The organism is Streptomyces sp. TSRI0107, assembly GCF_001905845.1.
In the GTDB taxonomy this organism is placed as follows: Bacteria; Actinomycetota; Actinomycetes; order Streptomycetales; family Streptomycetaceae; genus Streptomyces.
Window position 1 is genome coordinate 162,399 of record NZ_LIVZ01000011.1, and the last position, 24,341, is coordinate 186,739.

A 24,341-nucleotide genomic window follows, 5' to 3' on the forward strand; every position below is an offset into this window, starting at 1 on the left:
AAGCGGGTCGGGGTCAGGTGCTGCGGGTGGCCACCATGCCCAGGGTGATCAGGCCCAGCACGACCCAGCCGAACCACAGCCAGCCGTTGCTGCCGAGCGCCACCGTGTAGGCCGTCACCATGACGAGCCCACCGACGGTGAGCACCCCCATGGTCTTCGTGGAGCCGTCCGTTGAACCGGGCATCGCAACACCCTCCTCATGGTTCGTCCCCCTCCATGGTGCCCCCGTTCTGCTTCCGTACGGTGCAGACGACGAAATGAGTGGCGGATTTCCAGGCTCCCTGGCCGGTCCACGACCCCGCCTCGTAGGCCGACGGGTCGAAGCCGTAGTCGCTCGGCGGCACGTCCCGGGCGCATGCGGCGTCCGACCGGGTGCGGGCCTGGGCCAGCGTGACGCCCTCGTCCAGTCGGGTGAATCCCAGCACCTGCTCGTCGTAACGCCCCGTACACGCCACCAGCCGCACGTCGCGCGGCGAGCGGACCCGCAGACAGTCCCGCTTCTGCATGGTCGCCGTGTCCGTGAACGCCGCCCCGGGCTTCCGGTGCCCGCCGATCGGCCCGTACACCGGCCCGTGCGCCCCCAGCAGCAGACACGCGGTGCGCCGCCCGGCCGCCTCGAACCCGTCCTCGGCCGGTACGACGGCCAGGCTCCGCACGTCCGCCAGCCGCTGACGCGTCTCCCGGGTCAGCTCCTCGCACCGCTGCGGCCCCAGCTCCCGCGCCTCGGCGGCGGACGCGGCCGGGACGAACCCCATCACCTGCCCGTCCGGAACCGAGTCCCGGCAGCTCGGGTCCAGCGCCAGCCGGGGCGTGCCGGTGAACCGCGCGCCGGGCCAGTCCGCGAGCACACAGTCCCCGTCCCGCAGCGCCCGCGCGAGCCCCACGGCGTCGCCGTACGGCGCCGAGGCCGTGCCCGGTCCCGCGGCGGACCGGTCGGCGGTCGCGTACCAGACCCCGCCCAGCGCCAGCACCGTCCCCAGCCCGCCCGCGAGCGCCGCCCGCAGGGCCCGGGGGAGCGGCCTGCGCGGCGCAGCGGACGGGGCGGGCGGCGCCGGCTCGGCGGGCCCGGACCCGGGGCCGTCCGGCGCCGGGCTCCACGGTGGCTGCGATCCGAGATCGGTCTGCGTCCGGCCGTACCCCGCCGGCTCCGGCGTGACGATCCGGGCGAGCGCCGCCTCCGCCTCCGGTGCCCCTGTCCGCCGCGCGGGATCCTTGGCGAGCAGTTCCCGCAGTACGGGCTCCAGGGCGCCCGCGCGCACCGGCGGCCGCGGCTCCTCGGCGACGACCGCGGCCAGCTCCGCCAGCTGTGACTCCCGCTCGAAGGGCCCGCACCCCTCGACGGCGTGGTACAGCGTGCAGCCCAGCGAGAACAGGTCGGCCGCCGGAGTGGGCGGCCCGCCGGTGGCCCGTTCCGGCGCCAGATAGCCCGCGGTGCCCACCAGCGCGGACGCCAGCGTGTAGCGCGGTTCACCGGCGTCCGGCTGCACCGAGATGCCGTAGTCGGTGAGCAGGACGCGCCCGTACGGCGCCCCCGTGCGGTCCGGCGCGAGCAGGATGTTCGCCGGTTTCACGTCCCGGTGCATGACGCCGCGCTCATGCCCGGCGGTCAGCGCGTCCAGCACGGCCAGGCCGATCCGGGCGCACTCCGCCGGGGCGAGCGGCCCGCGCCGGGCGACCAGGTCCCGCAGGTCGACGGCGCCCGCCACGTACTCCATGACGATCCACGGCAGCCCCTCGTGCTCCAGCACGTCGTGCACGGTCACCACGTGGGGATGTCCCCGCAGCCCGGCCGCGTGCCGGGCCTCCGCCCGCGCCCGGGCGACCCGCGCCTCCCGCTCGTGGTCCGCCTCGGCCGGATCCCGGAACACGATCTCCTTGAGCGCCACCTCGCAGACCAGTCTCTGGTCGTGGGCCAGCCACACATGTCCCATCCCGCCGCTGCCCAGCCGGTGCAGCAGCAGATAACGGCCGGCGATGACCCGGCCCACTCCCGGCGTCGGTGATCCTGAGGGCATCCGGTGACTCCCGGTTTGGCGGAGGACTACGGAGTGGCGGTGGCGGTGGGTCCGGCGGTGCCGGGCCGGGTGCCCGGCACGGGCACACCGCTGGTCCCCGGGCCGCTCGGCGGGGCGGGGGAAGAGGCCTGGCCGGGCGGCGGCCGGCTCGTGGGCTGCTGGCTGGGCGGCGGCTGGCTCGGGGGTGCCTGGCTCGTGGGCTGCTGACTGGGGGGTGCCTGGCTCGTGGGTGCCTGGCTCGTGGGCGCCTGGCTTGTGGGCTTGTGGCTTGCGGGCGGATCGCTCGGCGCCGGGTCGTCGGTGGACGGCGGCGGTGACGACGGGTCCGCCGGGTCCGGCGAGGACGGCGGCCGTGACGGCGGCTCCTGCGGGGCCGTGGAGGACGAGGACGCCGGAGGCCCGGACGAGGACGGGGACCCGGGTTCCGACGGGGGCGTCGACACCGGGCCGGACGATCCCCCCGCCGGCGCGGAGCCGCCCGAACCCGTGACCCCCGGCTCCTGCGGCGAGCCCGGCGCCGAGCCGGGTGCCGAGTCCGTCGGCGAGTCCGGTGCCGCCGGGGACGTACCGGGTCCGCTCCCCGTACCGCCCCCGGCCACGCTCAGCGTCACGTACTCCCCGAACGGCAGCCTCGTCCCCGCCGCCGGGTCCGACCCCGTCACCCGGGCGTCGCCGGGCGGCAGCCCGCCCCCGCCCCCGCCGACCGAGACCGCGAGCCCCGCCCCCGCCAGCAGCCGGCTCGCCCGCCCGAAGGTCGTCCCGGACACGTCGGGCACGGTGCGCGAGCCCCGCGCGTCGAAGGAGGAGTCGTCCTCGCCGGTGGTGCCGGCGGGCCGGTGGATGCCCCGGCCGGGGTCCTCGACGTCGACGAGCACCAGCCGGTCCAGCACCTGTGGAGCGGGCCGGACGGCGACCACCGACGAGCGGTCGAAGTCCCGCCACTCGTCGTTGCCGTCCTCGAAGCGGACCGATATCTTCCGGGCGTCTCCTTCGAAGGGCCGCAGCGGATTACCGCACGAGCACTTCACCGCCGGAAGTCCCCGCTCATCGACGAGGATCGCTATTCCGGCCTGGAGGAGCGCGTCGAAGGGAACCGCTTTTTCCTTCTTGTAGTCGTGGTTCTTCACGAGCGTGTCGGTACGGAGAAGAACCGGTGTCAGCCGGTCGAGAAAATCCGGTATCTCGCCGGTGGTGAGGTCCAGCGCGGTTGCCCAGGCCTGTGCCTTGCGGTCATTACCGGGGTCGGTGAGGAATTCCTCCAGCCGCTCCACATCACAGATCTCCGGCTGTTTCGTACCGCCGTACAGACCCGGTGCGTCCCCCTGCTGAAGCCCGCCGGGCGCCGGTCGTGAACGCACGTCGGCGTCATGCCCGAGCCCCGCGTCCTCGTCGAAGAACGGCGCGGTGGACGGCACACCCGCCGCCACCGCCTTCACCACGAACACCTGTGCGTCGCGATCGCATCCGCCCAATGCCAGTACGAATACCAGCGCGATCGCGGTCCTGCGCATGAAAACACGAACGGTCATCACCGCTCCCCCCGGCGGTCCCCCCGACGGGTTTCATGCTACTGAACCGAACCGACCGGAAAAGAAGTTCAGCGGCTTTGTGCGTTCAGTGAGGCCAAATAGGCGTTGTAAGCCTCGAGTTCCTTGTCGCCGTCCCGGTCGGCGGCCCGGTCCTTGCGCTTGGCCTGCCGCTGCTCCGAGCCGTACCACTGGAACAGCAGCACGATCAGCACCAGCACGGACGGGATCTCGCTGAACGCCCAGGCGATGCCGCCGGCCGCGTTCTGGTCGGAGAGGGCGTCGATGCCGAGCGAGGCGGGCGGGTCGGTGTAGGTGCCGACCATCGGCTGCGAGGCCATCATCAGCGCGATGCCGAAGAACGCGTGGAACGGCATGCCCGCGAACAGCTCCAGCATCCGCATCACATAGCCGGGCCGGTGCGGACCCGGGTCCACGCCCATGATCGGCCAGAAGAACACCAGGCCGACGGCGAGGAAGTGCACCATCATCGCGATGTGCCCCGGCTTGGACTCCATCAGGAAGTCGAACAGCGGGGTGAAGTACAGGCCGTACAGGCTGGCGATGAACAGCGGGATCGTGAACACCGGGTGGGTGATGATCCGCATGTACCGGCTGTGCAGCAGCATCAGCAGCAGCTCGCGCGGCCCCTTGCGGCCCCGTCCGGCCGGCGGCAGCGCGCGCAGCGCCAGCGTGACCGGAGCACCGAGCAGGATCAGGATCGGCGACAGCATGCTGATCACCATGTGCTGCACCATGTGCACGCTGAACATGACCATTCCGTAGTCGTTCAGCTTGGTGTTCATCATCAGCCCGATGCTCAGCACACCGGCGAAGAAGAAGGCGGTCCGGCCGACCGGCCACTTGTCACCCCGCCGGGTCAGCCGGACGACGCCCCATGTGTAGAGCGCCAGCCCCAGCAGACACGCGACGAGGAAGAACGGGTCCGCGGACCACTGAAGCCCTCGCCCCAGCGTGAACGGCGGCAGATCCGTCATCATGCCGTGCCCGCTGTGATCCATCCGCCGGCTCCTGATTCGTGGGGGGTTTGTGCTGATGTCCGCCCACAAGAGTAGAGCTGCCCCCGGCCGAGCTTTCGACCGGGGGCAGGGGATCGGACGCTCGCCCGCTACAGCACGGTCTCCGCCTCCGCGTACCGCTCCGCCGGCACGGTCTTCAGCGACTCCACGGCCTCCGCCAGCGACACCATCACGATGTCGGTCCCCCGAAGGGCCGTCATCATCCCGAACTCGCCGCGGTGCGCGGCCTCCACCGCGTGCCACCCGAACCGCGTCGCCAGCACCCGGTCGTACGCCGTCGGCGTACCGCCCCGCTGGACGTGTCCGAGGATGACCGGACGCGCCTCCTTGCCGAGCCGCTGCTCCAGTTCGACGGAGAGCTGACGGGCTATCCCGGCGAACCGCTCGTGCCCGTAGATGTCCTTGCCGCCCTCGTCGAAGGCCATGGTGCCGGGCTTCGGCTTGGCCCCCTCCGCCGCGACGACGATGGCGAACCGCTTGCCAGCCTCGAACCGCTCGCCGACCCGCGCGGTCAGCTCGTCGATGTCGAACGGCCGCTCCGGCACGACGATGGCGTGCGCGCCGGCCGCCATTCCGGAGTGCAGCGCGATCCAGCCGGTGTGCCGCCCCATGACCTCGACGATCAGCACCCGCTGGTGGGACTCGGCGGTGGTCTTCAGCCGGTCCAGCGCCTCCGTGGCGACACCGACGGCCGTGTCGAAGCCGAAGGTGACGTCGGTGACCGCTATGTCGTTGTCGATGGTCTTCGGCACGCCCACGATGGGCAGGCCGTTGTCCGACAGCAGCCGGGCCGCCTTCAGCGTGCCCTCACCGCCGATCGGGATGATCGCGTCGAGGCCCAGCTCCGCGACGTGCCCCTTGGCGCGCTCCACGCCGTCCCGCAGGTGCTCGGGACGGACCCGGGAGGAGCCGAGGATGGTGCCGCCGCGGGCCAGGATGCCGCCGACCGCGTCGAGGTCGAGCTTCAGATAGTCGCACTCCAGGAGGCCTTTCCAGCCGTCCCGGAAACCGATGACCTCGTCGCCGTGGTCGGCGACGGCACGGTGCACGACGGACCGGATGACGGCGTTCAGGCCGGGGCAGTCGCCGCCGGACGTGAGGACACCAATGCGCATAGCCCGAAATACCTTCTCAACGTGGGCCGGGGACCGGACCACGTTGTCCGGCTGGAATCCCCGCCACCCTAGCGGCTTCGGGGGGCGGGGCCGTAGCAGGCGTCCGCCTGCTGGACGACCCCGCTCACCTGTGCGGACGTACCGTCAGACGGGCTGGTGAACCGCGGGTTTACTCCCGGTTCACGCGGGCTGCTGCGCGGCCGCGATGCGCTCGTTGCGCAGCGCGTCGTACCAGCGGTCGTCCACCGGCGGGAGCGCGTTCACATCGAGGGCCAGCTTCAGCAGGTGGTCCGCGATCAGCGGGTTGCGGGCGAGGACCGGGCCGTGCATGTACGTGCCGAACACGGTGTCGTTGTACGCGCCCTCGGTGCCGTCGCCGGTGCCGTTGCCGTTGCCGAGCCGCACCTGCGCCAGCGGGCGGGCGGTGGGGCCGAGGTGGGTGACGCCCTGGTGGTTCTCGAAGCCGGTCAGCGGCGGCAGCCCGAGACGCGGGTCCATGTCCGCGAGCACGTCACCGACGCACCGCTCGCCCTCGCCGCGCACCGAGACCACGTCGAGCAGGCCGAGGCCGGGCTCGCGCTGGCCGAGGTCGTTGATGAACTCGTGGCCGAGGATCTGGTAGCCGGCGCACACGGAGAAGACGATCGCTCCGTTGCCCACCGCCCGGTGCAGACCGCCGTCGCGGCGCAGCCGCTCGGCCGCGAGCCGCTGCGGCCGGTCCTCGCCGCCGCCGATCAGGTAGATGTCACCGGAGGTCGGGATCGGCTGGTCGCTGCGCACGTCGAGCCGGGCCACGTCCAGGCCCCGCTGCCGCGCCCGGCGCTCCACGACGAGGACGTTGCCCTGGTCGCCGTAGGTGCTGAGCAGGTCGGGGTAGATCCAGACGATCCGCAGACCGTTGTCGCTCATAGTCACTGTCCTTCCGACTCACTCAGTTGCCGACGCGGCGGCGCAGATCCTGGAACGCGGTGTAGTTCGCGATGACCTCGATCCGGCCCTGCGGGCACATCTGCACGGCCTGGTCGAGGTTCTCGCACACCTGGAAGTGCTGGTTGGCGACCTCCAGTCGCACCGCCAGGTCCAGCTTGCGGTCGCCGACGACGAAGATCGGGTGGCCGGTGAGCCGGGTGTAGTCGACGTCCCACAGCCACGAGGTGTCGGTGCCGTCGGCACTGCGCGCGTTCACGGACAGGATCACCGGGGCGGGCGGCGGGTCGATCAGCGAGAACGTCTCCAGCCAGCCAGCCGGGTTCTTCGCCAGCAGCAGCCGCAGGTCGCGGCCCTGGAACTGGACGACGTCGTAGCGGCCGGCCACGGCCTGCACCTGGTACATCCGCTCCAGGGCGACCTGCGGCGGCACGCCGAACACGGCGGCGACGGCGGCCGAGCTGGCGGCGTTGGCCTTGTTGGCGCGGCCCGGCAGCTGGAGGTGGATCGGCCAGGCGGAGCCGTGCGGGTCGAGGACATGGTCGCCGGAGAGCGCCCAGGTCGGGGTGGGCCGACGGAAGCCGCACTCACCGCAGAACCAGTCGTCGCCGGGGCGCTGCATCACACCGCCGCAGGCGGGGCAGGACCAGGCGTCGTCCTTCCACATCTGCCCGGCTGCGACCCAGATCACATTCGGGGACGACGACGCCGCCCACACGACCAGCGGGTCGTCGGCGTTCGCGACGATCACGGCCTTGGACCCGGCCAGGCCCTCGCGCCAGTTCTCCGCGAGCATGCGGGTCTCGGCGGCGCGGTCGAGCTGGTCGCGCGAGAGGTTCAGCAGCGCGATGCACTTGGGGTCGGTGTCCCGGGCGACGCCGGCGAGGTACTTCTCGTCGACCTCGATGACGCCGTACCGGGCGTCCGAGCCGCCCGCGAGCGCCGAGGTGATGCCGGCCGGCATGTTGGCGCCGAGCGCGTTGGACACCACCGGGCCCGCGGCCCGCAGGGCCTCGGCGATCAGCCGGGTGGTGGTGGTCTTGCCGTTGGTCGCCGAGACCAGGACGACGTCCAGGTTCTGGGCGAGCCTGGCCAGGAGGTCGGGGTCGAGTTTGAGTGCCACCCGGCCACCGATCACCGAACCGCTGCCGCGTCCCGCGGCGCGCGATGCCGCAGCGACCGCCTTGCCCGCGGTCACGGCCAGCTTGGCCCGCGGCGTGAGCGGGTCCGAGTTGCCTGCCATCAGTTCTCGATCCTCCTTGCGTACGCGCCGTGCCTGGGGCCTGCCGGCAACGTGGTGGTGGTCAGCCTATCGAGATCCATTCGCACTCCCGAATCCCGGCCCATGCCCGGGCGACCTGCGCGGGCTGAGGGAACCGTACCCTTGCGCCCATGCGACACGGCTCGATCCCGGGCGCCCACGGGCGCGTCCGGCCTCTCACCCTGCTCGGCGACCCCGTTCTGCGCACCCCTTGCGCGGAGGTCACCGACTTCGGTCCCGAACTGTCCCGGCTCGTGGAGGACTTGTTCGCGACGATGTACGCGGCCCAGGGGGTGGGCCTGGCCGCGAACCAAGTGGGGGAGTCGCTGCGGGTGTTCGTCTTCGACTGCCCGGACGACGAGGACGTGCGGCACCTCGGTCATGTGGTGAACCCCCGGCTGGTGGAGACGGACGGACTCGTGGTCCGGGGACCCGAGGGATGTCTGTCCCTTCCGGGGCTGGAGGCGGGCACGGAGCGTTACGACCACGCCGTGGTCGAGGGGTTCACGGCGACCGGCGAGCCGGTCACGATCCACGGCACGGGGTTCTTCGCGCGCTGCCTCCAGCACGAGTGCGACCACCTGGAGGGCCAGGTGTACGCCGACCGTCTGACGGGCCGGCGCCACCGCCGGCTGATGCGCCAGGTGGCCAGAGCTCCCTGGCGCCGGTGAGCGGGAGACCGCCTCAGAACCCCGGACCTCCCATTTTGTCCCCGGCCGCGGCGAGCCGTCCCCACAGCAGGTCGGCCAGGCTGCGCACCAGCTCCTGCCGGGAACAGGGGCGCTCCCCGAGCCACCAGTCGCCGGCCGCGTGCATCATCCCGACGATGCCGTGGCCCCACACCCTGGCGAGCTGCTCGCTGCCCGGCCCGAGGTCCAGCCGCTCCTCGATGACCTTGCCCAGTTCCTCGCCCATCCGCCGCAGCACCGGCGCCGAGTGCTTGCCGACGTCGAAGCCCTGGTCGCCGGCCTGGCCGCCCTCCGCCGGGTGCATCAGGAACCGGTACACCTGGGGACGTGCCTCGATGGCCGCCAGGTAGGTGTCCAGGGTGGCCTCGACCCGCTCGCGCCGGTCGGCCGGCGCGTCCAGGGCCGCCCGCAGCGAGTCCAGCAGGGCGTCGGTGTGCCGCTTGGCGAGCGCCGCGTAGAGGCCTCCCTTGTCACCGAAGTGGCGGTAGAGGATCGGCTTGGTGATGCCCGCCTCCGCGGCGATGGCGTTCATGGACGCCTGTGGGCCGTCGCGCAGCACGACCCGGTCCGCGGCCTCCAGCAGCTCGCGCCGTCGGCGGTCGGCGGACCGCTGCTGCTCGGTCCGCTGCGTGGTGTCCATGTGCTCTCCCCACCCGTGTTCATTCGGTGACGCCTGCGCAAACTAACACTCAACGCGGGCCGGGCATCGAACGGGCTGCCGGGGGCAGCCGGTGAGTTGACTTTTCCTACCCGCCGGTAACAGACTGCGGTTACCGCAAGTAACACGCATGTGCGCCGCTGGAGGGGACATGGCCGAGTTCACCATGGAGCTCAACGACGAACAGAAGGAGGTCCGGGACTGGCTGCACGGCTTCGCCGCCGATGTCATCCGGCCCGCGGCCGCCGAATGGGACGAGCGTGAGGAAACTCCCTGGCCGGTCATCCAGGAGGCCGCGAAGGTCGGCATCTACTCCCTCGACTTCTACGCCCAGCAGTACTTCGACCCCACCGGCCTCGGCATCCCCATGGCCATGGAGGAGCTGTTCTGGGGCGACGCCGGCATCGCCCTCTCCATCGTCGGCACCGGCCTCGCCGCCGTCGGCGTCCTCGCCAACGGCACCGACGAGCAGATCGGCACCTGGATCCCACAGATGTACGGCGACGCGAACGACGTCAAGGTCGCCGCGTTCTGCTCCTCCGAGCCGGACGCCGGCTCCGACGTGGCCTCCATGCGCACACGTGCGGTGTACGACGAGGCCAAGGACGAGTGGGTGATCAACGGCACGAAGACCTGGGCGACCAACGGCGGCATCGCCAACGTCCACGTGGTCGTCGCCGTCGTCGACCCGGAGCTGGGCTCCAAGGGCCACGCCTCCTTCATCGTCCCGCCGGACACCCCGGGCCTCTCCCAGGGGCAGAAGTTCAAGAAGCACGGCATCCGCGCCTCGCACACCGCCGAGGTCATCCTCGACAACGTGCGCGTCCCGGGCTCCTGCCTGCTCGGCGGCAAGGAGAAGCTGGACGAGCGGCTGGCACGGGCCCGCGAGAAGGCCAAAGCCGGCGGGGAGCGCGTGAAGAACGCCGCCATGGCCACCTTCGAGGCGTCCCGCCCGGCGGTCGGCGCGATGGCGGTCGGCACCGCCCGCGCCGCGTACGAGGTCGCCCTCGACTACGCGCGGACCCGTGAGCAGTTCGGCCGCCCGATCATCGACAACCAGGGCGTCGCCTTCCAGCTCGCCGACATGCGCACCCAGATCGACGCCGCCCGCCTCCTTGTGTGGCGTGCCTCCTGGATGGCGGTCAACGGCAGGCCGTTCACCGCGGCCGAGGGCTCGATGTCCAAGCTGTTCGCCAGCGAGACGGCGAAGAAGGTCACCGCCCAGGCCATCCAGATCCTCGGCGGCAACGGCTACACCCGGGAGTACCCGGTGGAGCGCATGCACCGCGACGCCGCCATCTACACCATTTTCGAAGGTACGAGCGAGATCCAGCGCCTGGTGATCGCCCGGACGCTGTCGGGCATGCCGATCCGCTAGCGGGAATCCGGTGCGCCGCCCGGGACGGACGTCTGTCATGCTGACGGCATGATCTATCCGTTCCTGGGCGGCGTCGCCGTACTGCTCACCGTGTTCACGGCAGGCGTCTGGATCGTCCGGGAGTTCCACAAGGAGTGCCGGGCGAGGCGTCGCGCCTGAAAGGCGCTCAGTCCGCCGCTCAGTCCACGCCTGCCCCGCTGCTGTGCGCGATGCAGGCCACGTCGATGCGATCGGCCAGTTTCGCCAGCTCGATGGTCAGCGCCGCGACGGTGTCCTCGTCGAGCCCCTCCTCACCGGCCTCGACAAGACGCAGCCACCGCCCGCCCACCACGCGGAGCAGCTTGCTCACATCGGCCGCGGCCACCTGAAGGGTCCCGCGGTCGTCGACGATCAGAGGCAGAGTCACTTCGCGGTTCACAATCGGGATCGTATCCGTGCGGCCCTCACGCACCGTGCCAAACCGTGGTGATGTTGCAGAACTCGCGGATTCCGTGCCCGGACAGCTCACGCCCGTACCCGGACCGCTTCACTCCGCCGAACGGGAACGCCGGGTGGGAGGCCGTCATCCCGTTGACGTAGACACCGCCCGCCTCCAGGTCCCGGACGAACCGGTCGACCTCGTTCTCGTCCCGGGTCCACACATTCGAACTCAGCCCGAACGACGAGTCGTTGGCGATCAGCACCGCCTCGTCCAGGTCACCCGCCCGGTACAGCGTGGCGACCGGCCCGAACGCCTCCTCGCGGTGGATCCGCATCTCCCGGGTGATCCCGGCGAGCACGGTCGGCGGGTAGTACCAGCCGGGCCCGTCGGGGCGCTCCCCGCCGCACAGCACGGTCGCCCCGCCGCGCACCGCGTCGTCCACCAGCTCCTCCACGTCGGTCCGCCCCCGTTCGCTGGAGAGCGGCCCGACCTCGGTCTCCTCGTCGGTGGGGTCGCCGAGTTTCAGCGCCCGCATCCCGGCGACGAAGCGCTCCGCGAAGGTGTCGAAGACGTCCGTGTGCACGATGAACCGCTTGGCGGCGATGCAGGACTGCCCGGCGTTCTGGCAGCGGGCGTTCACCGCGACCTCGGCGGCCCGGTCCAGGTCGGCGGACGGCATCACGACGAACGGGTCGCTGCCGCCCAGCTCCAGCACCGTCTTCTTGATCATCTCGCCGGCGGTGGAGGCGACCGCGCGGCCGGCGGGCTCGCTGCCGGTGAGGGTGGCCGCCTTGATCCGCTCGTCGTGCAGGATGTCGTTCACCGCGGCGGAGCCGATCAGCAGGGTCTGGAAGCAGCCCTCGGTGAAGCCCGCGCGGTGGAACAGGTCCTCCAGGTAGAGGGCGGTCTGCGGCACGTTCGAGGCGTGCTTGAGCAGCCCGACGTTGCCCGCCATCAGCGCGGGCGCCGCGAACCGGATCACCTGCCACAGCGGGAAGTTCCACGGCATCACCGCGAGCACCGGCCCGAGCGGCCGGTAGCGGACGAGGACGCGGGAGGCGCCGGAGTCCTTCACATCGGCCTCGGCGGGCTCCTCGTCGGCCAGCAGCTCCTCGGCGTGGTCGGCGTACCAGCGCATCGCCTTGGCGCACTTCGCGGCCTCTGCGCGGGCCTGCCTGACCGGCTTGCCCATCTCCGTGGTGATCACCCGGGCGATGTCCTGCTGGTCCTCGTCGAGGAGGTCGGCGGCCCGGTGCATCAGCCGGGCGCGCTCGGCGAAGTCGGTCGTCCGGTAGGTGCGGAAGGTGGCCTCGGCGAGCTGGAGCCGGCGCTCGATCTCCTCCTCGCCCATGGCCTCGTACGTCTTGACCGTCTCGCCGTTCGCCGGGTTCACCGTCGCGATGGGCATGGCTGACCTCCTGGCAAGGGTTGTGCTTCGACCTTCGCGCGCGGCGGCGGGGGCCGCAACGCGGGGCGCCTCCTCAGGGCGAGTGCTCAGCCAGCCGGTCGAGAAACGCGGCCTGTGCCCGCACGATCACGGCCCGGGCGGCGTCCAGGCCGAACCAGCCGACCCGGTCCAGCTCGGGGAACTCGGCGGTGCGGCCGCTCCTCGGCGGCCACTCCATCGTGAACGTCCCCGGGACGACGGAGCCGGGGTCCAGATCCCCCTCCACCGCCCACACCGTGACGGTCTTGCCGCCGGTCTGACGGACCTCCCCCAGCGGTACGGCCGCCCCGTCCGGCGGGGTCACCCCCAGCTCCTCCCGGAACTCCCGGCGGGCCGCCTCCCAGGCGGGTTCGTCCGCCTCGTACTCGCCCTTCGGAACCGTCCACGCCCCGGCGTCCTTGCGGGCGAAGTAGGGGCCGCCCATGTGGCCGAGCAGCACCTCCAGCCCCCGCTCGGTGCGGCGGAACAGCAGCAGCCCCGCGCTGCGGCGCCCGGTCACCGCCGTACCTCCGGATGCGCGGCCAGCAGGGCCTCGACGGTATCGGCGTCCTGCGGCCGCTTGTCCTCGCGGTAGCGGATCACGCGGGCGAAGCGGAGGGTGACGCCGGCCGGGTAGCGGGTGGAGCGCTGGAGACCGTCGTAGGCGATCTCCACGACCAGTTCCGGGCGGACGGTCACCACATGGCCGTCGTCGGACACCGCCAGCTCCCGCAGCCGCTCGGTCTGCCAGGCCAGCATCACATCGGTCATGCCCTTGAAGGTCTTGCCGAGCATGGCGTACGAGCCGTCCTCGCGGCGGGCGCCCAGGTGCAGGTTGGACAGCTTGCCGGTGCGGCGGCCGTGGCCCCACTCGGCGGCCAGCACCACCAGGTCGAGGGTGTGCACCGGCTTCACCTTCAGCCAGGACGCGCCGCGCCGGCCCGCGCTGTACGGCGCGGCGAGGTCCTTGACCACCACGCCCTCGTGGCCGCGCGCCAGCGTCCCGGCCAGGAACTCCTCGGCGGCGGGCAGGTCGTCGGGGCCGGACACCAGCGCGCGCCGCACCCGCATCGGCTCCGGCACCAGCCGGGCCAGCTCGGCGTGCCGCTCGGCGAACGGCAGGTCGAGCAGGTCGCGGCCGTCGACAGAGAGCGCGTCGAAGAAGACGGGGGAGACGGGGACCGCCTCGGCGGCGGTCGCCACGTCCACCCGGGAGCCCACACGCCCGGCGGTCTCCTGGAACGAGCGCGGCCGGCCGGCCCCGTCGAACGCGATGACCTCGCCGTCCAGCACGAACCGCGATCCGCGCAGCTCCAGCGCGGCGGACGTCACCTCCGGCAGGCGGTCGGTGATGTCGTCGAGGGTGCGGGTGTAGAGCCGTACGGTGTCGCCGTCCCGGTGGACCTGGACGCGGATGCCGTCCAGCTTCTCCTCCACCGCGCACGCGCCGAGCCTGCCGACCGCCTCCGCGACCGAGGACGCGCTGTGCGCGAGCATCGGCAGCACCGGGCGGCCGACGGTGAGCCGGAACCGGTCCAGGGCGGCCGGACCCTCGGTGAGCAGCGCCTCGGCCACCGTCTGCAGCGAGCCGGCAAGCATCACCGCGCGGCGCACGTCTTCCGGCGGCGCGCCGGTCGCCTCCGCCAGGCCTTCGACGGCGACCGCCTCCAGCGCGCCCTGCCGGACCTCCCCGGTGAGCAGCCCCAGCAGGAACCGCTGCTCCTCCTCGGTGGCCGCGCCCATCAGCTCCCCGACCAGCCGGGCCCGCTCCGCCTGCGAGCCGGGCCCGGACACCTTGCCGAGTTCGGTGAGCCGGGCGTCCACCTCGCGCACGGTGAGGGTGGGTCCGGCGGCCGGGGCGACCGGGCGGCCGAGCACCTTCCAGCCGACGCCCAGCCGCCCCTGGGGCAGCCGTCCCGCCAGATACGGGATGACCACGGGCGCGTCGTCCGGCTCCGCCTCGCGGAACAGTTCGGCGAGCAGGGCGGTCTTGCGGGAGCGCGCCGAGGTGGCGGCGACCTCCCGGGAAACCTGGGCGAGCCTGGCCAGCAGCATGCCCTCAGGGTGCACCGGCGGCGTCGGGCCTACACCCCCACGGCCGCGTCCAGGTCCGACATCAGCAGTTCCCCGTTGATCGTGGCGGCCGCCCGGTAGCCGCCGCTCGCCGCGTGGACGACCTGCTCGGCGAAGCCGACCGCGTTGCCCGCCGCCCACACGCCGGGCACGCTGGTCAGGCCCGTCGCGTCGACCACCGGGTAGCTGCCGAACGGGGTGTCGTGCAGCTCGGCGCCCAGCCGTTCCAGCAGCCCCGTCCGCGGCACCGGGCGCGGCGAGACGAACAGCACCTCGCGGGGGTGCACCGTGCCGTCCACGAGCCGTACCCCGGTGAGCCGGTCGTCCTCGGCAACCAGGCCCGCCACCTCGCCGGGCACCACCTTCACGCCGGCCGTGGCCAGGCGGCGCAGGTCGTCGTCGGACAGGTCCCCCTCGGTGACCGTGTGCGGGAAGAACGTCACGTCGTCGGACCACTGGGAGACCATCAGCGCCTGGTGCACGCTCAGCGGCGAGGCGGCCAGCACCCCGAAGGCGCGGTCGCGCACCTCCCAGCCGTGGCAGTACGGGCAGTGCAGCACATCGCGTCCGAACCGCTCGGCGACGCCCTCGACGTCGGGCAGCTCGTCCTTGAGGCCGGTGGTGACGACGAGACGCCGGGCGCGCAGGGTCCGCCCGCCCGCGAGGGTCACCGCGAAGTCCCCGTCGCGGACGGCGTCCACGACTCGGTCCCGGAGCAGTTCGACGCCGTAACGGGCGATCTCCTCGCGGCCGGCCGCCAGGAACTCGGCGGGCGGCATGCCGTCCCGTGTCAGATAGCCCTGCATGTGGCCGGACGGGGCGTTGCGGGGCTCGCCCGCGTCGACGACCAGGGTGCGGCGCCGGGCGCGGCCCAGCACCAGCGCGGCGGACAGGCCGGCGGCGCCGCCGCCGACGACGATCACTTCGTACCGGTCGCTCGCACCCTCGGTGCTCCCGGTGTTCTCCGTGTTCCCGGTGTTCTCGGTCATGGTGACCACCTCCACGCCCGACGGTCGCCGAAGCGGTGCCGTATTGACAAACATGTTTGCCGAAACTGCAATGGCGGTCATGAGTACCGATGACGTGCTGGCGGGTGTGGGTCCGAGGCTGCGGCGGCTGCGCAAGGAGCGGGAGGTGACCCTCTCCGCCCTCTCCGAGGCGACCGGCATCTCGGTCAGCACGCTCTCGCGGCTGGAGTCGGGGCTGCGCAAGCCGTCGCTTGAGCTGCTGCTGCCGATCGCGCAGGCCCATCAGGTGCCGCTGGACGAGCTGGTGGGCGCCCCTCCGGTCGGCGACCCGCGGGTGCGGGCGAAGCCGGTGACGCGGGGCGGGCGCACCCACTGGCCGCTCACCCGGCAGCCCGGCGGCCTCCAGGCGTTCAAGGTGCTGGAGCCGCAGCGCAGACAGGAGCCGGACCCGCGCACCCACGAGGGCTACGAATGGCTGTACGTGCTCTCGGGGAAGCTGCGGCTGGTGCTGGGAGAGCACGACGTGGTGCTCTCGGCCGGCGAGGCGGCGGAGTTCGACACCCGGGTGCCGCACTGGTTCGGGTCGACGGGGGAGGGCCCGGTGGAGTTCCTCAGTCTCTTCGGGCCGCAGGGCGAGCGGATGCATGTGCGGGCACGGCCGAAGAGCGCACCGAACGGGTGACCCACGCAACTGTTCCCTGATGGGCAAGCGACCGCTTAGTATGCCGTCGACCCCGGTCAGACGACGCAGTCCCGTGGAGGCAGCGCATGCAGGCATGGCACGTGCACGAGAACGGCGAGCCGAGTGAGGTGATGCGCCTCGCGGAAGTCGAGCGGCCCACGCCCGGAGACGGCCAGGTCCTGGTGCGGGTGCGCGCCGCGAACATCAACTTCCCGGACGCGCTGCTGTGCCGCGGCCAGTACCAGATCCGGCCGCCGCTGCCGTTCACCCCGGGCGTGGAGATCTGCGGCGAGACCGAGGACGGGCGCCGCGTGATCGGCAACCCGGCGCTGCCGTACGGCGGTTTCGCCGAGTACGCCGTCGCGGACGCCGCCGCCCTGCTGCCCGCGCCCGAGTCGCTGGACGACGCCGAGGCGGCCGCCCTGCACATCGGCTACCAGACGGGCTGGTTCGGTCTGCACCGGCGGGCCGGTCTGGAGGCCGGCGAGACCCTGCTGGTGCACGCCGCCGCGGGCGGCGTCGGCAGCGCCGCCGTCCAGCTCGGCAAGGCCGCCGGCGCCACCGTCATCGGCGTCGTCGGCGGCGCCGACAAGGCCGCCGTCGCCCGCGAGCTGGGCTGCGACGTGGTGATCGACCGGCACGCCGAGGACGTGGTCGCCGCCGTCAAGGAGGCCACCGGCGGCCGGGGCGCCGACGTGATCTACGACCCGGTCGGCGGCGCCGCCTACGCCCAGTCCGCCAAGACCGTCGCCTTCGAGGGGCGGATCGTGGTCGTCGGCTTCGCCAGCGGCACCATCCCCAGCCCCGCGCTCAACCACGCCCTGGTGAAGAACTACTCGATCCTCGGCCTGCACTGGGGCCTGTACAACACCAAGAACCCGAAGCTGGTCCGGCACTGCCACGACCAGCTCACCGACCTGGCCGCCCGGGGCGCGATCAAGCCGCTGATCAGCGAGCGCGTCCCGCTGGGCGAGGCCGCGGCCGCCGTGCAGAAGGTGGCGGACGGCCGCAGCACGGGCCGGATCGCCGTAGTGATGGAGGAGGCCCGATGACCGACGCCGCCGAACTGCGCCGCCGCACCCAGGAGTTGCTGGCCGCGCACCCGCCCGCCGACACCGACCGGATGGAATTCCTCCGGGCCCGCTTCGACGCCGGACTCGCCTGGGTGCACTTCCCGGAGGGCCTCGGCGGACTGGGCGCCCCGCGCTCCCTCCAGGCCGTCGTCGACGCCGAACTGGAGGCGGCGGGCGCTCCCGACAACGACGCGCGCCGCAACGGCATCGGGCTCGGCATGGCCGCACCGACGATCCTCCACTACGGCACCGAGGAGCAGAAGCGGCGCTTCCTCAAGCCCCTGTGGACCGGTGAGGAGGTCTGGTGCCAGCTGTTCAGCGAGCCGGGCGCCGGATCCGACCTGGCCGCGCTCGGCACGCGGGCCGTCCGTGAGGGCGACGACTGGGTGGTCAACGGGCAGAAGGTGTGGACGTCCGGCGCGCACAACTCCCGCTGGGCCATCCTCATCGCCCGCACCGACCCGGACGTGCCCAAGCACAAGGGCATCACCTACTTCCTCTGCGACATGACGGACCCCGGCGTCGAGGTCCGGCCGCTGCGGCAGATCACCGGCGAGGCCGAGTTCAACGAGGTCTTCCTCACCGACGTCCGCATCCCCGACTCCTGCCGCCTCGGCGAGATCGGCGACGGCTGGCGGGTCGCCCAGACCACGCTGAACAACGAGCGCGTCGCCATCGGCGGCATGCGGCTGCCCCGCGAGGGCGGCATGATCGGCCCCGTCGCGAAGACCTGGCGCGAACGCCCCGAACTGCGCACCCACGACCTGCACCAGCGGCTGCTGAAGCTGTGGGTGGACGCCGAGGTCGCCCGCCTCACCGGCGAACGCCTGCGCCAGCAGCTCGTCGCGGGGCAGCCCGGCCCGGAGGGCGCCGGCATGAAGCTCGGCTTCGCCCGCCTCAACCAGGAGATCAGCGGCCTGGAGGTGGAACTTCGCGGCGAGGAGGGCCTGCTGTACGACGACTGGACCATGCGCCGGCCGGAACTGGTCGACTTCACCGGCCGGGACGCCGGATACCGCTACCTGCGTGCCAAGGGCAACAGCATCGAGGGCGGGACCAGCGAGGTCCTGCTGAACATCGTCGCCGAGCGCGTCCTCGGCCTGCCCTCCGAACCGCGCACCGACAAGGACGTCGCCTGGAAGGACCTCGCCCGATGACCGACCTCGACCTGCTGTACTCCGAGGAGGAAGAGGCGCTGCGCGCCGCCGTCCGGGGTCTGCTCGCCGACCACTGCGACCCGGCGGGCGTCATCGCGCGCACCGAGTCGGAGACCCCGCACGACATCGCGCTGTGGAAGGCGCTCGCCGACGGGATGGGCCTGGCCGGCCTGCTGATCCCGGAGGAGCTGGACGGCCAGGGCGCCACCCACCGGGAGGCCGCCGTCGTCCTGGAGGAACTGGGGCGGGCGGTCGCGCCCGTGCCGTACCTGACGAGCGCGGTCGTCGCCACCGAGGCGCTGCTGGAGTGCGGCGCCGACGACCTGCTCACCGAGCTGGCGACCGCCACCACGATCGGCGCCCTCGCCGTCGCCCTGAGCACGGCCCCGGGCGGCGCCTTCCGGACCGTACGGGTGGAGAACGGCACCCTGCACGGGGAGCTGACCGGCATCGCGGACGCGGCCGCCGCCGACGTGCTGCTCGTCCCCGCGGACGACGGCGGCCTGTACGCGGTGGCCGCCGGCGCCGCGACCGTCACCGCGAAGCCCTCCCTCGACCTGACCCGGCCGGTGGCCACCGTCGTCCTCGACGGGGCGCCGGGACGGCGGCTGGGCGACGCGGAGCCCGCGGTACGCCGGGCCCTGCGGGCCGCGGCCGGTCTGCTCGCCTCCGAGCAACTGGGCGTCGCCGACTGGACGCTGACCGAGACCGTCCGCTACCTCAAGGAACGCAAGCAGTTCAACCGGCCCGTCGGCGGCTTCCAGGCGCTCAAGCACCGGCTCGCCCAGCTGTGGCTGGAGGTCGTCAACCTGCGGGCCGCGGCCCGCGGCGCGGCCGACGCGCTCGCCACCGGCGCCGACACCGACGTGGCGGTCGCGGTCGCCCAGGCCTACGCCGCCCCGGTCGCCGTGCACGCCGCCGAGGAGGCACTGCAACTGCACGCCGGTATCGGGATGACCTGGGAGCACCCCATCCATCTGTACCTCAAGCGCGCCAAGGCCGACTCGATCGCCTACGGCACCGCGGGCGCCCACCGCGCGGCGCTGGCCGAACTGGTGGACCTCCAGGCCCCCTGACGGACACCTGGAAGAAGCCCGCCCCACCAGGGGCGGGCTTTTCCGTGCGCGCCGCCCCGGCGAAGTGAACACCTGACGGCACTCCGGCCAACTCACCGCACGGCACTGCTTCCTGAGCCCCCGACGACCGCATACTCACTGCGATCCGTCCGGCACCTCAAGGGAGGCAGCGCACATGGCCCTCACCACCCGCCGCAGAGCCCTCACCACCCTCGGCGCCGCCCTCGCGGGCACCGCCGCCCTGCCCGCCGGCAGCGCCCTCGCCGGTGAACGGCGGCACCGGCCGCGCCCGTTGTGGCGGGCCCACGCCCACAACGACTACGAGCACCCCCGCCCCCTGCTCGACGCCCTCGACCACCGCTTCGGCAGCGTCGAGGCCGACATCTTCCTCGTCGGCGACCAGCTCCTCGTCGCCCACGACCCGCAGGACCTCGACCCGGCCCGCACCCTGGAATCCCTGTACCTCGACCCGCTCGCCGCCCGCGTCCGCGCCCACAAGGGCTCCGTGTACCGGGGGCACCGGGGCTCCCTCCAGCTGCTCGTCGACCTCAAGACCGAGGGCTCCTCGACCTACGCGGAACTGGACCGCCACCTGCGCCGCTACCGGCACCTGTTCACCACGTACGCCCACGGCCGGGTCCTGCCCGGCCCGGTCACCGCCGTGATCTCCGGCGACCGCGCGGCCCGCGCCCCCATGGAGGCCCAGACCGTCCGCCGGGCCTTCTACGACGGCCGGCTCACCGACCTCGGCGGCCCCGCACCCGCCTCCTTCGCGCCGCTGATCAGCGACAACTGGACCCAGCAGTTCACCTGGCGGGGCGCCGGTGCCTTCCCCGGGGCCGAGCGGGACAAGCTGCACGGCATCGTGCGGGCGGCGCACGCGCGCGGGCAGCGGGTGCGGTTCTGGGCCACCCCCGACCAGCCCGGCCCGGAGCGCGACGCGGTGTGGACCGAACTGCTCGCCGCGGGCGTCGACCACCTCAACACCGACGACCTCGCCGGCCTCGAAGCCTTCCTCGACGCTCACCGGCCCGCGTAGACACCACACGTTCGGCGGACAGGTCAGCCGCCCGGACGAACCCTCCGCTACGCCACACTTGCGGCCGAACGCCGTGAACCGGACGCGTGACGGCGTGGCGGAGGAGGTTGACGATGGCCATTTCCATCTCGGTGGTGCTGCTGCTCCTGGTCCTTGCGGTGATCTTCCTGCGCAACGGCGGTCTGAAGATCTCCCACGCGCTGGTCTGCCTGCTGCTCGGCTTCTACCTGGCGAGCACGAGCATCGCCCCGACGATCCACAGCGGACTGACGGCGACGGCGGACATCGTCAGCAGCCTCAGGCCGTAAGGGCGGCCCGCCGTAAGGGCCGTGGGGTCACCGCCTCGAGAACACCCCGATCCCGTTCGGCACGGGCCGCTCGGCGCCGCCCGCCGGATGGTTGCGCACGGTCACGGCGGTCTCGCCGGGCCCCCGCGCAACCAGGGTGGAGGAGCCGCCCCCGTCCAGGCTGAAGGCGTCGACCGCGCCCAGGCGCCGCATGACGGCCGCCAGCTCGGCGATCGTCAGCCCGGTGCGGTACTCGGGCGCGCCGTCCAGCGAGAGCAGCAGCACGCGCCGCCCGCCGTCCGCCAGGCCCGCCGCGGAGCGCACGGCCGTGGTCCGGTCGTCCAGGCCCGGCAGCGCCCGCCCGCCGGACAGCACCGGATACCCGCCGACGGCGAAGCGGTACGGCACCCGGGTCCGGGCCGCCACCAGCCGGTGCCGCACCCGTACGGCCTCACCCACGGCGAGTCCCCGCAGCCACCGCGCCCCGGCCTCCCGGCCGACGAGCACGGTCGTGCCCGCGGCGATCGGTCCGCGGCCCGGGGTCTGTGCCGCCGCCACCACGCGGCCGGAGCGGACCGTCACCTCATAGGTGTCCGCGCTGCAGGGCGCGGCCCGCTCGGTGTCCGTGCCGCAGGTGGCGCGCACCCGGGAGGCGCTGCCCCAGTCCGCGGTGAACGCGCCGACGGAGCCCACCGGCAGCGCGTACTGGTTGAGGCCGCCGAGCGGCAGCACCTCCTGCGCCGTGGTGACCGACCCGTCCAGGGCGAGGCCGTCCAGCCGGGCGCGCCGGTCGACGCCCACCCCGAACACGTCACGGGTGGAGGTGCCGGGCGGCAGCGCCGGGCCGAAGCGCTGCCCGTCCGGCACGGCCGCCTTCAGGGTCCGGCCGTTCGCGACGGCGGGTCCGACGCTCGCGCCGGTGGCCTCCACGCCCGGGTGCTGGGTCTCGGTGATGTTGAAGAAGTCGCCGTTGACGCCCGCGACGGCCCCCTGGGCGTCGGCGAGCCGGGACACGGCGGACCGCGCGGCCACCGCCCCCGGATACAGCAGGTCCAGGCGCACCCTCGGATCGCTCAGGTCGATGTCGAGCACGTGCGCGCGGGCCGGGCCGCCCGCCGCCTGGAGGTCGAACTCCTCGTAGCGCACGCCCGGTGCGAGGTCGACGGCCGTGGGAACGGCACCGGCCGGTGCCGCCCCGGCGAGGGCCGCACCGGCAAGCGAGCCGAGGGTCATGAGGAGTGCCAGAACCGTTCTGCCTGCGTGGAACCGCCTTTGACGAAGCGTCACACTTCCCCCCTGAGGTCCCGTCAACTGTCCCAGGAACGACGGGAAGTGCACCAGACGGCGATGTCCGATCGGGTGGCGGGACTCGACGGGCCGGCGACGGGCCGGCGGCGGGCCGGGGTCGGGCCGGCGGCGGGCCGGGGTCGGGCCGGCGGCGGGACATGGGTCGGGCCGGCGAGACGGAACCCCCGGCGGGCGGTCGGTGAGCGATCACAGCAGCCTCGGCGGACCCATGTGGCACACCCGCCCCGGACGGCGCAGTATGAAATGCGGCCCCGCGGGGCACTCGGGCGCCGGTCGCCGACCACCCCTCCTCAACGGCAAGTGCTTCACCATTCGGCGGAAGGGAGGCCGCGCTCATGACGCCGACGGCGTACTCCGCGATACCGCTGCCGCTGTCCCGGCCGGGCTGGCGGCGCGCCCTGGTCACCGGGGGCGCCGGGTTCCTGGGCTCCCATCTGTGCGAACGCCTGCTCGGTGACGGGATCGAGGTCGACTGTGCGGACGACCTGTCGACCGGCTCCGCGGACACCGTCCGCCGGCTGGCCGGACGCCCCGGATTCCGGTTCCTGCGCCAGGACGTGAGCGCCCCCGGCTGCCGCGACGCGCTGCCCGGCCCCTACGACCTGGTCCTGCACTTCGCCGGCCCCGCCTCACCTGCCGACTGCCGGGACCGCCGCCTGGCCGCACTGGACGCCGCCGGACCCGGCACCCGCAACGCGCTCGCCGTCGCCGAACGGGACGGGGCGCGGTTCCTGCTGGGCTCCGCCTGCCAGGTCTACGGCGACCCGGCCGGGCATCCGCAGCGCGAGGACTGCTGGGGCCATGTCGACCCGGTCGGCCCGCGCAGCGCCCACGACGAGGCCAAGCGCTTCGCCGAGGCCCTGACCACCGCCTGCGCGACCGCCCACGGCACCGACGCCGGCATCGTGCGGGTGTTCGACACCTACGGTCCGTGGATGCGCGCCGACGGCCGGCAGGTCCTGCCCACCTTCGTCCGGCAGGCGCTCGCCGGAGCCCCGCTGACCGTCGAGGGCGACGGCAGCCAGACCCGGTCCCTCGCCTACGTCGACGACATCGTGGAGGGCGTGCTGCTGGTGGCCGCCAGCCGCTCCGTACGGCCCGTGAACATCGGCGGCGACGACGAGGCCACCGTCGAGGAGATCGCCCGCCGGGTGATCCACCTGACCGGCTCCCCCTCCCGCCTGGAGTACCGGCCCGGCCGGGCCCGCGGCCCCGCCCGGCGCCGGCCCGACACCACCTTCGCCCGCGAGCTGTACGGCTGGCGGCCCCGGGTCCCGTGGGAAGAGGGGTTCAAGCGGACCATCGCGCACTTCACCGAGCGGACACCGGCCGGCTGCCCGGGGGTGGGGTGGCTGTGAAGGCACTCGTCGTACGGCTCGACGGCTTCGCCGAGGTGCTCCTGGCGGGCCCGGCGGTCCGCGCGCTCGCCACCCGCGCGAACCCGGTGACGGTGCTGTGCGGCCCCGGCGGCGCCCCCGCCGCCCGGCTGCTGCCGCACGTCGACCAGATCGTCGTACGCGACCCGCCCGGCACACCGGAGGCGGACGACGAGGCGCTGGTACGGCGGCTGCGGGCGGACGCCTACGACGTGGCCCTCGTCCTCGACCCGGACGGGCCCGGCCCCCACTCCGCCGGGCGACTGCTGCGCGAGGCCCGCGTGGGCCGCGTCGGCGCCTGCGGCGGCCCCGGCGCCGACGACGCCCTCGACACCGCCGCCGCCCTCGGCTTCCGCCCCCGCCCCGGCGACGACGGACGCCTGCGGGTGCTGCCCACCCCGGACACCGCCGCCCTCACCGGCAACGGCCCCTACGTCGTCGTCCACCCCGGCGCCGCACCGCCCGACGGCGCCTGGGACCCCGACCGCTGCGCCGCGGCGGTCGCCGCGCTCGCCGACGCCGGACACCGTGTCGTCGTCACCGGCGACCCGGCGGAGAGCGCGCTGACCCGGTACGTCAGCGGGAACACCGCCGTCGACCTCGGCGGCCGTACCGACGCCCGGCGGCTGGCCGGGGTACTGCGCGCCGCCGACGTGGCCGTCACCGGCGCCCCCGGCCCCGCCCAGCTGGCCGCAGCCACCGGCACACCGGTGGTGTCGCTCGCCCCGCCGGACGGACCGCGCCGCCCGCACGGCGTGCCCGGGGTCCTGCTGGAGCCGGACCACGGCACCGCCCGGGACGTCACCGCCGCCGTGCACCGGCTGCTCGACGAAAGGACATGAGGCG

General features: G+C 73.4%; 24 protein-coding genes. 10 read left to right on the forward strand and 14 right to left on the reverse strand.

The features are described 5' to 3' along the window. Positions 1-13: 13 nt before the first annotated feature. From AMK31_RS40075 to AMK31_RS28410, 7 genes are all read right to left on the reverse strand, one after another. Positions 14-184, reverse strand: a complete 171-nt coding sequence (locus AMK31_RS40075) for a hypothetical protein (protein WP_107468745.1) — start codon at positions 182-184, stop codon at positions 14-16. A gap of 13 nt (positions 185-197) precedes the next feature. Further along, positions 198-2,015, reverse strand: a complete 1,818-nt coding sequence (locus AMK31_RS28385; RefSeq protein ID WP_073943524.1) for a serine/threonine-protein kinase — start codon at positions 2,013-2,015, stop codon at positions 198-200. Between the two features lie 26 nt (positions 2,016-2,041). Beyond that, on the reverse strand, positions 2,042-3,544 hold the full coding sequence (locus AMK31_RS28390; RefSeq protein ID WP_079186960.1) for a PASTA domain-containing protein: 1,503 nt from the start codon (positions 3,542-3,544) through the stop codon (positions 2,042-2,044). Between the two features lie 68 nt (positions 3,545-3,612). Beyond that, on the reverse strand, positions 3,613-4,563 hold the full coding sequence (locus AMK31_RS28395) for a cytochrome c oxidase assembly protein (RefSeq protein WP_073943526.1): 951 nt from the start codon (positions 4,561-4,563) through the stop codon (positions 3,613-3,615). Positions 4,564-4,670: 107 nt separating this feature from the next. After that, entirely contained in the window at positions 4,671-5,696 is a 1,026-nt protein-coding gene (locus tag AMK31_RS28400; RefSeq protein WP_073943527.1) for a 6-phosphofructokinase, read from the reverse strand. A 180-nt stretch (positions 5,697-5,876) separates the two neighbouring features. Continuing rightward, positions 5,877-6,605: a type 1 glutamine amidotransferase gene (locus tag AMK31_RS28405; protein ID WP_073943528.1), complete on the reverse strand. Its 729-nt coding sequence runs from the start codon at positions 6,603-6,605 to the stop codon at positions 5,877-5,879. A 22-nt stretch (positions 6,606-6,627) separates the two neighbouring features. Continuing rightward, positions 6,628-7,866 (reverse strand): MurT ligase domain-containing protein, encoded by a 1,239-nt coding sequence (locus tag AMK31_RS28410; RefSeq protein ID WP_073943529.1) that lies wholly within the window; start codon positions 7,864-7,866, stop codon positions 6,628-6,630. A gap of 149 nt (positions 7,867-8,015) precedes the next feature. Here AMK31_RS28410 and def point away from each other — a divergent pair, with 149 nt between their 5' ends. Further along, positions 8,016-8,555 carry a peptide deformylase gene (gene def / locus AMK31_RS28415; protein WP_073943530.1) on the forward strand — a complete coding sequence of 180 codons (540 nt, stop codon included), beginning with the start codon at positions 8,016-8,018 and terminating at the stop codon, positions 8,553-8,555. Positions 8,556-8,568: 13 nt separating this feature from the next. On the opposite strand, the gene AMK31_RS28420 is transcribed toward def, so the two are convergent. Beyond that, a complete protein-coding gene (locus AMK31_RS28420) occupies positions 8,569-9,213 on the reverse strand; it encodes a TetR family transcriptional regulator (protein WP_073943531.1) in 645 nt (214 codons plus the stop codon). Positions 9,214-9,382: 169 nt separating this feature from the next. Here AMK31_RS28420 and AMK31_RS28425 point away from each other — a divergent pair, with 169 nt between their 5' ends. Beyond that, the gene (locus AMK31_RS28425; protein ID WP_073943532.1) at positions 9,383-10,609 is read left to right on the forward strand and encodes an acyl-CoA dehydrogenase family protein; all 1,227 of its coding nucleotides are present in this window, start codon (positions 9,383-9,385) and stop codon (positions 10,607-10,609) included. A 178-nt stretch (positions 10,610-10,787) separates the two neighbouring features. Here the strand turns inward: AMK31_RS28425 and AMK31_RS28430 are convergent, their stop codons facing one another. The 5 genes from AMK31_RS28430 to AMK31_RS28450 all read right to left on the reverse strand — a co-directional run bounded on the left by AMK31_RS28430 (position 10,788) and on the right by AMK31_RS28450 (position 15,518). Further along, on the reverse strand, positions 10,788-11,027 hold the full coding sequence (locus tag AMK31_RS28430; protein ID WP_073943533.1) for a DUF6213 family protein: 240 nt from the start codon (positions 11,025-11,027) through the stop codon (positions 10,788-10,790). 25 nt (positions 11,028-11,052) lie between these two features. Further along, the gene (locus tag AMK31_RS28435) at positions 11,053-12,438 is read right to left on the reverse strand and encodes an NADP-dependent succinic semialdehyde dehydrogenase (protein ID WP_073943534.1); all 1,386 of its coding nucleotides are present in this window, start codon (positions 12,436-12,438) and stop codon (positions 11,053-11,055) included. A gap of 73 nt (positions 12,439-12,511) precedes the next feature. Further along, positions 12,512-12,976, reverse strand: a complete 465-nt coding sequence (locus tag AMK31_RS28440) for an NUDIX domain-containing protein (RefSeq protein ID WP_073943535.1) — start codon at positions 12,974-12,976, stop codon at positions 12,512-12,514. Then, complete coding sequence (locus tag AMK31_RS28445) at positions 12,973-14,511, reverse strand: ATP-dependent DNA ligase (protein WP_073943536.1); 1,539 nt, start codon at positions 14,509-14,511, stop codon at positions 12,973-12,975. The genes AMK31_RS28440 and AMK31_RS28445 overlap by 4 nt, the downstream gene beginning before the upstream one ends. A gap of 29 nt (positions 14,512-14,540) precedes the next feature. Further along, entirely contained in the window at positions 14,541-15,518 is a 978-nt protein-coding gene (locus tag AMK31_RS28450; protein WP_073943671.1) for an NAD(P)/FAD-dependent oxidoreductase, read from the reverse strand. A gap of 79 nt (positions 15,519-15,597) precedes the next feature. Between AMK31_RS28450 and AMK31_RS28455 the strand changes: the two genes are divergently transcribed. From AMK31_RS28455 to AMK31_RS28480, 6 genes are all read left to right on the forward strand, one after another. Continuing rightward, complete coding sequence (locus tag AMK31_RS28455) at positions 15,598-16,179, forward strand: helix-turn-helix domain-containing protein (RefSeq protein WP_073943670.1); 582 nt, start codon at positions 15,598-15,600, stop codon at positions 16,177-16,179. Between the two features lie 86 nt (positions 16,180-16,265). Then, complete coding sequence (locus AMK31_RS28460; protein ID WP_073943537.1) at positions 16,266-17,231, forward strand: NADPH:quinone oxidoreductase family protein; 966 nt, start codon at positions 16,266-16,268, stop codon at positions 17,229-17,231. After that, positions 17,228-18,409: an acyl-CoA dehydrogenase family protein gene (locus AMK31_RS28465; RefSeq protein ID WP_073943538.1), complete on the forward strand. Its 1,182-nt coding sequence runs from the start codon at positions 17,228-17,230 to the stop codon at positions 18,407-18,409. The genes AMK31_RS28460 and AMK31_RS28465 overlap by 4 nt, the downstream gene beginning before the upstream one ends. Next, the gene (locus AMK31_RS28470; protein ID WP_073943539.1) at positions 18,406-19,485 is read left to right on the forward strand and encodes an acyl-CoA dehydrogenase family protein; all 1,080 of its coding nucleotides are present in this window, start codon (positions 18,406-18,408) and stop codon (positions 19,483-19,485) included. The genes AMK31_RS28465 and AMK31_RS28470 overlap by 4 nt, the downstream gene beginning before the upstream one ends. A 175-nt stretch (positions 19,486-19,660) precedes the next feature. After that, positions 19,661-20,524 (forward strand): phosphatidylinositol-specific phospholipase C/glycerophosphodiester phosphodiesterase family protein, encoded by an 864-nt coding sequence (locus AMK31_RS28475; protein WP_073943540.1) that lies wholly within the window; start codon positions 19,661-19,663, stop codon positions 20,522-20,524. A 113-nt stretch (positions 20,525-20,637) separates the two neighbouring features. Continuing rightward, positions 20,638-20,832, forward strand: a complete 195-nt coding sequence (locus tag AMK31_RS28480) for a hypothetical protein (protein ID WP_073943541.1) — start codon at positions 20,638-20,640, stop codon at positions 20,830-20,832. 27 nt (positions 20,833-20,859) lie between these two features. Here the strand turns inward: AMK31_RS28480 and AMK31_RS28485 are convergent, their stop codons facing one another. After that, positions 20,860-22,044 (reverse strand): phosphodiester glycosidase family protein, encoded by a 1,185-nt coding sequence (locus AMK31_RS28485; protein ID WP_073943542.1) that lies wholly within the window; start codon positions 22,042-22,044, stop codon positions 20,860-20,862. Positions 22,045-22,454: 410 nt separating this feature from the next. Here AMK31_RS28485 and AMK31_RS28490 point away from each other — a divergent pair, with 410 nt between their 5' ends. After that, a complete protein-coding gene (locus tag AMK31_RS28490; protein ID WP_073943543.1) occupies positions 22,455-23,477 on the forward strand; it encodes an NAD-dependent epimerase/dehydratase family protein in 1,023 nt (340 codons plus the stop codon). Then, complete coding sequence (locus AMK31_RS28495; protein ID WP_073943544.1) at positions 23,474-24,337, forward strand: glycosyltransferase family 9 protein; 864 nt, start codon at positions 23,474-23,476, stop codon at positions 24,335-24,337. The genes AMK31_RS28490 and AMK31_RS28495 overlap by 4 nt, the downstream gene beginning before the upstream one ends. The last annotated feature ends 4 nt before the right edge of the window (positions 24,338-24,341 follow it).